An 8,005-nucleotide genomic window follows, 5' to 3' on the forward strand; every position below is an offset into this window, starting at 1 on the left:
TCCTAGTCCTCGTCGCTCGTCATCACGATCTGCAGGCCGCCGGAGAGCCGGTCGCGCAGCAGGTCGTCGGCGGCGATGCGCTGGGCCACCTCGGCCAGCGGCGCCTCGAGCGGCTTAGGGTCGGTGCCCGGCTCGAAGCCGAGGGCGAGCACCGTGATGTCCTCGGCGGCCTGCCCGAGCCGGGCGCTGACCAGCACCTTCGCCAGCTGGGGGACGCCCCTGAGCACGCGTGTGACCGCGTCCATGACCTCGGGGTCGAGGGCCGGGGGCAGCGGCTTGCGGCCCTGGGCGAAGGCGCGCAGCGCGCTGCCGGAGATCTCGAACTGGCCCGGGCCGCCGAGGTCGAGCAGCAGTACCTCGGCCTCCTCCTGCAGCGCCGCGGCCGCCGCCGTCTCCATCGTCACCGGGATCGGGCGCGCCTGCGGGAAGCCGGACCGTGCGCCCCACTCGGCCAACGCCGCGACGGAGGTGAACGCGGGCAGCGCCTTGACCCCGTCCGGGGCGACGAGGGTGACCACGGCCATGTCGCTGTCCTTGTCCCGGCGCAGCACGGTCCCGTCCGGGCCGACCGTCTCGGCCGCCTCGGTCTCGCCGAGCAGCGCCACGATCGGAACCAGCACTCGCCGCCCGGCCAGCGCGGCGTACGCCGGGTAGACCCCGGCCTCGTCCTGACGCGCCGCGGCGAGGACCTCGATCAGGGCCGGATCGGCGGACCCGTCGTCGCCCTCGAATCCGGTCGGTTGCAGGTTGCGGCCGTGGAAGTCTGTCACCCGTCCGACCCTAGCCGAGGGTCGGCGTTCGGCGGTGTCGGGGGTGCGGGCGGACCGTACGGGCCGGGTTGGCCCTGGGCCCAGCCCTGCGGCGGCGGTGCCTGGTAGGGCGAGGGTGCCTGGTACGGCGGCGGCTGGTTGTACGGCGCCGGCGCCTGAAGCGGCGGCAGGTCGGGCCGGTCCGGGCCGCGCCACTGTTCCACCACCACCTCGGTGACCTCGAGGTTCGGCGTGGAGAGCAGGTAAGCCGCCGTCAGATCCGCCCCGCGCGCACGCGGCCGGCGCAGCAGGAACGCGGCGACCACGAGCGCGAGCAGCAGCAGCGCGCCGCCGCCGGTCAGAGCCCTGGTCCGCGCGATCTTGGCGGCGGAGGCGGCGGTCACGGTGGTGGTCGCGCCGTAGCCGAAGTGGCCGGAGGCGACCCCGGGCCCGGCCGAGGGCACCGCGGACACCGCGCCGTAGCTCTTCGCGGCCCTGAGCGCGGCCACCGGGTCGACCACGCCGAACCCGATCTCGTCGTTGCGCCCGCCGGCCGGCTTGTGCGCCGCCGTCTGCTCCAGCAGGGTCCTGACCTGGGCCGGGCTCAGCAGCGGGTTCTCCGCGAGCAGCAGCGCGACCACCCCGGCGACGTACGCCGTGGCCTGGCTGGTGCCGCTGCCCTCGAGGTAGCTGCCGTCCGAGTCGAAGGCGTCGCAGGGCAGGTTGACGCCGGGGGCGGCCACCGCGACGTCCCAGCCGGTGGTGGAGAAGTCGGCGTGCTGGGCGCTGGAGTCCACCGCCGCGACGGTGATCACCCCGCGCTCGCCGCCCGGGTAGGACACGGCGTTGCCCTGCTGCGCCCCGTTGCCCGCGGCCGCGACCACCACGACGTTGTGGGCGAGGGCGTAGCGGATCGCGTCGGACTCGGCCGAGGAGTCGTCGCCCGCGTCGGACTCGTCCCCGCCGAGGGACATGGATATGACCTTCGCGCCGTGGTCCACCGCGTACTTGATGCCGTCCGAGATCGGCGTGGCGTCGGTGGTGGCCTCGTCGAGGTCCGGCGCGTCGTCGTCCCGGATGACCCGCACGGACAGGATGTGCGCGCTCGGCGCCACCCCGAGCATGCCGTCCCCGCCGCCGTCGCGGCCGTGCCCGGCGATGATCGAGGCCATGCAGGTGCCGTGCTCGCCCCAGCCCGGCTGCCCGGAGCGCTCGACCCCGCCCGCGTAGTCGGGCCCGGTGGTGACCTGGCCGGTCAGGTCGGCGCGGCCCTGCACGACGCCGGTGTCGAGCAGGCCCACGGTGACCCCGGAGCCCTTGCTCAGCTGCTGCGCCGCGGGCAGGTTCAGGAAGGAGACGGGCCACTCGCTGTCGCGGATCGAGTCGGCGCTCGCGGCCGGCGCGGTCCAGACGGTGGCGGCGCCGAGGCAGGCGAGCGCGGCGGCGGCCGCGGACAGCCGGCGGGCGGCGCGCGGGACGGGGCGCGCGCGTCCGGCGCTCATGAGGTGCTCCCGTTCGGCGTGGGCTCGAGCGCGGTGATGGAGGTCAGCAGGTATGCGGACAGGTCGTCGGCGGCCTGCACCGGCGGGGAGTCGGACTGCAGCTCGGACTCGTTGCCCAGGTCGAAGGCGGCCGCGGTCGGGCCCTGGCGTCCGTCGGCGAACCCTGCGACGGCGAAGGTGAGGTAGTCCCCGTCCTCGGAGATCGCCGACTTCCAGGCGATCCGCTGGGCGTCGTGGAAGCTCGAGGCCTGCGAGGAGGCCACCGGGAAGGCGGCGGGCATCATCGGGTACTGCCGCGCGTAGGAGTCGGCGGTCCAGTTCTGGAAGAGCGCGGAGCGCTCGGGCGCGGTGCCGCCGACGACCACGACGCCGAGCGTCACCACGACGGACTCGGTCGAGTCGAGGTAGGTGGCCTCGAGCACGTGCGCGCAGCCCGCCTTGCCCAAGGCGCCGCGGAAGGTGGCGGGCAGCTGGGCGCAGCCCTCGTCCGGGTTGATCGCGAGCCGGTAGTAGGCCTCGCTGCCCTCGCGGTCGAGCTTCGCCGGGAGGATGTCGTCCGCGGGCGCGGTGCGCCAGAGCGAGTCGGCCGCGATCTGCGCGGTGCTCGCCCCGGAGCCCGGCTGCGCGTCGGTGCGGGCGGGCGAGGCGCCGGAGACGTCGAGACCGACGACGAACGCGCCGACCGCCGCCGCCACGACGACCATCGCCGCGCTCACCCGCGCGGGCGAACGCCGGGGTCGGGCGGGAGCCGCGGGCGGCGCGGGCGGTACGGGTGGTGGGGGCCAAGCGCCCTGCGGATCCACGCCACTCCCTCCGGCGGTCCACCCGGGGCGGACCGAAAAGACGTTTCAACGTGTGCACCTTATACCGGTGCGCCGACACGCTCCCGGGGTTTCCAGCATGCCTCCCGAGCTGGACACACGGGTCCGTTACCCGGGGCCTGTCACGTATCCGGATCTTCGCGGTCATCAACTCGAAACCGTTCCGGGACACTCTCGGTCTCGCCCGTCCCGAGCCGCCCATGGCAGGGTCGATAGCGTGAAGGACCTGGAGCGGCTGAACCACGCCACCGCGCATCTCGACCCGCCGCTGGCGGTGGTCGACCTCGCGTCGCTGCGCGAGAACGCCGCCGACCTGGTGCGCCGCGCCGCCGGCAAGCCGATCCGGGTCGCCTCGAAGTCGGTGCGCTGCCGCGAGATCCTGCGGACGGTGCTGGAGATGGACGGCTTCGAGGGCGTCATGGCGTTCACGCTGCCCGAGGCGCTGTGGCTGGTGGAGTCGGGCTTCTCCGACGTGCTGGTGGCGTACCCGACGGCCGACCGCTCGGCGCTGCGGCGGCTGGCCTCGGACCCGGTCGCGGCGGACGAGATCACGCTGACGGCCGACTCCGTCGAGCAGCTCGACCTGATCGAGAAGGCCGTGGCCGAGATCCCGGACGCGGCCCCGATCCGGATCAGCGTGGACGTGGACGCGTCCTGGCGCCCGCTGCACGGCAGGCTGCGGGTGGGCGCGCTGCGCTCGCCGCTGCACAGCGTGGAGGCGGTCTCTACCGTGGCCCGCGAGGCGGCCGACCGCACCGGACTGCGCCTGGTCGGACTGATGGCGTACGAGGCCCAGATCGCCGGGGTGGGCGACCGTCCGCCGGGGCGGCCGGCCCGGGGCCTGGCGGTCCGGGCGATGCAGGGACTGAGCGGGGCCGAACTGGCCGAGCGCCGGGCCGAGATCGTGGCGGCGGTCAAGGAGATAGCGCAGCTCGAATTCGTCAACGGCGGCGGCACCGGATCGGTCGAGCGCACCGCCGCGGAGGACGCGATCACCGAGATAGCGGCGGGCTCCGGGCTGTTCAAGCCGCGCCTGTTCGACGGCTACCGCGCGGTGGCGGGACGCCCGGCCGCGCTGTTCGCGCTGCCGGTGGTGCGCCGCCCGGGCCGCGGCATCGTGACCGTGCTCGGCGGCGGGTACCTGGCCTCCGGCGCGCCGGGCTGGGACCGGCTGCCGCAGCCGTACCTGCCGGCCAAGCTGCGCTACGACGCCCAGGAGGGCGCGGGCGAGGTGCAGACCCCGCTGCTCGGCGCCGCCGCGGACGACCTCGCGGTCGGGGACCGGGTGTGGTTCCGGCACGCGAAGGCGGGCGAGCTGTGCGAGCGCTTCGCCGAACTGCACACGATCGAGGGCGACAAGGTGACGGCGACCGTGCCGACGTACCGCGGCGAGGGCCGGACGTTCCTTTAGGGCGGGGCGGGCCTGTAGCGAAGGACGTTCCTGCAGCCCGGGGCGGGCCTCGCATTCGGCCGGCCGGCGGCGGCTGAGCCTCGTGTCCGCTGTCGGTGCCCCGTGCCATGCTGGTCCCGTGCCCCGACTGATGCTGCTCGATACCCCGACGCTCTACTACCGTGCGTACTTCGCGCTGCCCGAGTCGATCGCCGCACCCGACGGCCGCCCGGTCAACGCCGTGCGCGGCACCCTCGACTTCATCTCGCATCTGGTGACCCATTACCGCCCCGATCATCTGATCGCCTGCTTCGACGCGGCCTGGCGTCCGGCGTTCCGGGTGGAGCTGCTGCCGTCCTACAAGACGCACCGCGTCGCCGAGGAGGCCCCGGCCGGTTCGGACGGGACCGCGGTGGAAGAGGTCCCCGACACGCTCACCCCGCAGGTAGACATGCTGCTCGAGATGCTCGCGGCGTTCGGCATCGCCGACGGCTGGGCCGAGGGATTCGAGGCCGACGACGCGATCGCGGCGTACGCGGCGCAGCACCGTGCCGCCCACGGTGGGGACGGCGGCAGCGCCCCGGTGGACGTCGTCACGGGAGACCGCGACATGTTCCAGCTGGTCGACGACGCGTCAGGCGTGCGCGTGTTCAACATCGCCCGGGGCGTGGCGAAGCTGGAGATCATGGACGACGCGGCGCTGGACGCGAAGTACGGCGTGACCGGATCGCAGTACGCGGACTTCGCCACCCTGCGCGGCGACGCGAGCGACGGCCTGCCCGGCGTGGCCGGCATCGGCGAGAAGACCGCCGCGACACTGCTGGCCGAGTACGGCTCCCTCACCCAGCTGCGCGCAGCCGCCGAAGACGCGACCTCGCCCCTCAAGCCCGCCGTCCGCAAGAAGCTCGACGCCGCCCACGACTACCTCGCCGTCGCCCCCGACGTCGTCCGCGTCCGCGCCGAAGCCCCGACCTCACCGGTCGACCCGGCCCTGCCCACCGCACCGAAGCACCCTGACACGCTGCAGAAGCTCACCGAGCAGTACGGCCTGGCCGGCCCGGTGAAGCGGCTGACGAAGGCGTTGGCCGCGGGGTGATCCCGTCTGCCGTCCGCCTGCTCATCGTGACCACGAGCGAACCGATGCGCAGGGCGGGCGGGTGTGTAACGGACGCCAAACCCTCACGCGGGCACCGGACACAGCGGCAAGAGGACCGAGCCAGCCGGATCGGGATCCCCTCAGCCCTTGGCGAGGCGCGGAAGCAGCTTCGAGGCGACGGTGACGGCGAGGAGGGTCGAGCCGGCGAGGACGGCGAGGTTGAGGGGCATGTCGGTGGGCGAGCCGATCAGCAGCGAGCGCAGGCCGTCCACCTCGTACGTCAGGGGATTGATCCGGGACAGGGGCTGGAGCCAGCCGGGCATCACCGAGATCGGATACAGGGCGCTCGAGGTGAAGAACAGCGGCATGGTGATGGCCTGGCCGATGCCCATGAGCCGGTCGCGGGTGAGCACGATGCCGGCGATCGACATGGACAGGCAGGAGAAGAAGCCTGATCCGAGGACCACGATGAGCAGCACGCACAGCAGCTTCAGCGGGTTGTAGGTCATGCCGGCGCCCAGGAGCGCGGCCATGATCAGTACCACCACGGCCTGGACCACGGCCTTGGCGCCGGAGGCGAAGGCCTTGGCGGCGACGAGGGCGGCGCGGGGGTGGGGGTCACCATGAGTTTGGTGAGCACGCCGGCGTCGCGCTCCCAGATGATCTGGATGCCGTAGAAGATCGCGATGAACATCGCGGACTGCGCGATGATGCCCGGCGAGAGGTAGGCCAGGTACGGGGTGCGGCCGGTGGGGATGGCGTGGATGCGGGTGAAGGTCTCGCCGAAGACGGCCAGCCACAGCAGCGGGGTGACGGCGCGGGAGTAGATCTCGCTGCGGTCGTGGCGGATCTTCTGCAGTTCGACGATGCTCAGGGCGACCATGCGCGCGGGCAGTACGGTCCAGCCGGTGCGTATGGGGTGGGCGGCGGCGGTCAGGGCGTCGGCGTCGGTGTCGGCGTCGGCGTCGGCGCGGGACTGTGTGTCGGTGCCGGTATCGACGCCGGCGGCGCCGTCATCGGACTCGGCTCGCGGTGGCGCGGGTACTGCGGACGTCACGGAAGTCGCCTCCCTCTTCGCTCTCCTCGAGCCCGGCCCCGCCGGAGTAGTACCGGAACGCGTCCTCCAGGGACGTGCCGGACGCCTCGGGCGGGAGCGAGGCGATCAGCTGCTGCGGCGTGCCGGCGGCGCGGATCCTGCCCTTGTGCATCAACGCGATCTGGTCGCAGTACTCTTCGGCCTCGTCCATGTAGTGCGTGGTGACCAGGACGGTCATGCCGGTGGCCGCGCGCACGTCCCCGATGTGCCGCCAGACCGAGTCGCGCGCGATCGGGTCGAGGCCGATGGTCGGCTCGTCCAGGATCAGCAGGCGCGGCGAGGAGACGAGCGCCTGGGCGAGTTCCAGCCGTCGCACCATGCCGCCCGAGTACGCCTTGGCCATCCGGTCGGCGACCTCGAGCAGGCCCACCGCGTCGAGCGCGCGCTCGACCTTCTCGGCCCGCACCGCGCGCGGCACGTCGAACAGGCGGGCGAAGTTGGCCACGTTCTCGCGGCCGGTCAGGCCCGCGTCGGCGGACAGCTGCTGCGGCACGTATCCCAGGCTTCTGCGCACGCCCATCTGGTCGCGCGCGGGGTCGCGGCCGAAGACCCGGACCATCCCGGGCGGGATCGGCAGCAGGGTCGTGATGGCGCGGATCGCCGTGGTCTTACCCGCGCCGTTCGGGCCGAGCAGGCCGTAGACCGAGCCCTGCGGGACGTGCAGGTCGATGCCGTCCACGGCGCGATTCTGCTTGTAGGCGTAGACGAGGCCGGTGACCTCGAGGGCTGGAGTCGACGCGTTCACGATGCGCTCCGTTCCGCCACGGCCGGGTGGAGATCGGTCTCGTCGGTGCTGATCGCCTCGGCCAGCGCGCGCAGTGCGGGCAACGCGGCGGTGAGCGCGTCGAGGTCAGGGCCGCTGAGGCGGTGCAGTTGCCGCGCGAACAGTTCGGCGCGTTCGTCGGCCCACCGGGCGAGCCGTTCCTGCCCGTCCGCGGTGGCGCGCAGCACGGCGCCGCGCCGGTCGGCGGGGGACGCCTCGCGGCTGAGGTAGCCGAGCCGGGCCAGCTGCTGGACCTGCGTGGACACCGAGTTCGCGGCCAGGCGCAGCTCCTTGGCGGCGGCGGAGACGCTGATGCCGGGGCGCTCCACGACCAGGCGCAGCAGTTCGCCCTGCGCACCGGCGAGCGGCTCGAAGTGCAGGTGGGAGCGCACGTGTCGGCGCACCGTACGGTTGAGCGCCGACAGGCTCGTGGAAAGGTCCTCGGCCAGTCCTCGATCAAGCGGCGGAGGCGGATCTACCGTCATGGGACCAGGCTAAGTCCAAAGCAGAGCTAATAACCAGGGCGCGGGGCGAACGGGACGTGAGGATTTCGGCAGGAATAGGTTGCGGGAACGGGCGCGGCGGGGC

General features: G+C 73.4%; 7 protein-coding genes and 1 pseudogene. 2 read left to right on the plus strand and 6 right to left on the minus strand.

Features of this window, described 5'->3' with window-relative positions; all coding sequences use genetic code 11:
* Window positions 1–2: 2 nt before the first annotated feature.
* The 3 genes from KDL01_RS19105 to KDL01_RS19115 are packed head-to-tail and all read right to left on the minus strand — an operon-like array spanning window position 3 to window position 2,955.
* On the minus strand, window positions 3–770 hold the full coding sequence (locus KDL01_RS19105; RefSeq protein ID WP_212529883.1) for an SseB family protein: 768 nt from the start codon (window positions 768–770) through the stop codon (window positions 3–5).
* Window positions 767–2,251 carry a S8 family serine peptidase gene (locus KDL01_RS19110; RefSeq protein ID WP_212529884.1) on the minus strand — a complete coding sequence of 495 codons (1,485 nt, stop codon included), beginning with the start codon at window positions 2,249–2,251 and terminating at the stop codon, window positions 767–769. The genes KDL01_RS19105 and KDL01_RS19110 overlap by 4 nt, the downstream gene beginning before the upstream one ends.
* Window positions 2,248–2,955, minus strand: coding sequence for a hypothetical protein (locus KDL01_RS19115; RefSeq protein ID WP_212529885.1), 708 nt, complete (start codon window positions 2,953–2,955; stop codon window positions 2,248–2,250). Before KDL01_RS19115 ends, KDL01_RS19110 begins: the two co-directional genes overlap by 4 nt.
* A 334-nt stretch (window positions 2,956–3,289) precedes the next feature.
* Between KDL01_RS19115 and KDL01_RS19120 the strand changes: the two genes are divergently transcribed.
* Together KDL01_RS19120 and KDL01_RS19125 are read left to right on the plus strand one after the other, a co-directional pair.
* Entirely contained in the window at window positions 3,290–4,483 is a 1,194-nt protein-coding gene (locus KDL01_RS19120) for an amino acid deaminase/aldolase (RefSeq protein WP_307846420.1), read from the plus strand.
* Between the two features lie 118 nt (window positions 4,484–4,601).
* The gene (locus KDL01_RS19125) at window positions 4,602–5,558 is read left to right on the plus strand and encodes a 5'-3' exonuclease (protein WP_307846421.1); all 957 of its coding nucleotides are present in this window, start codon (window positions 4,602–4,604) and stop codon (window positions 5,556–5,558) included.
* A gap of 140 nt (window positions 5,559–5,698) precedes the next feature.
* On the opposite strand, the pseudogene KDL01_RS45990 reads toward KDL01_RS19125, so the two are convergent.
* From KDL01_RS45990 to KDL01_RS19140, 3 genes and pseudogenes are all read right to left on the minus strand, one after another.
* A pseudogene (locus tag KDL01_RS45990) lies at window positions 5,699–6,441 on the minus strand (ABC transporter permease).
* A 130-nt stretch (window positions 6,442–6,571) separates the two neighbouring features.
* On the minus strand, window positions 6,572–7,399 hold the full coding sequence (locus KDL01_RS19135) for an ABC transporter ATP-binding protein (protein ID WP_212529888.1): 828 nt from the start codon (window positions 7,397–7,399) through the stop codon (window positions 6,572–6,574).
* The gene (locus KDL01_RS19140; protein WP_212529889.1) at window positions 7,396–7,902 is read right to left on the minus strand and encodes a MarR family winged helix-turn-helix transcriptional regulator; all 507 of its coding nucleotides are present in this window, start codon (window positions 7,900–7,902) and stop codon (window positions 7,396–7,398) included. The genes KDL01_RS19135 and KDL01_RS19140 overlap by 4 nt, the downstream gene beginning before the upstream one ends.
* Window positions 7,903–8,005: the final 103 nt, after the last annotated feature.

The sequence above is a fragment of the Actinospica durhamensis genome (genome assembly GCF_018139695.1).
In the GTDB taxonomy this organism is placed as follows: Bacteria; Actinomycetota; Actinomycetes; order Streptomycetales; family Catenulisporaceae; genus Actinospica; species Actinospica durhamensis.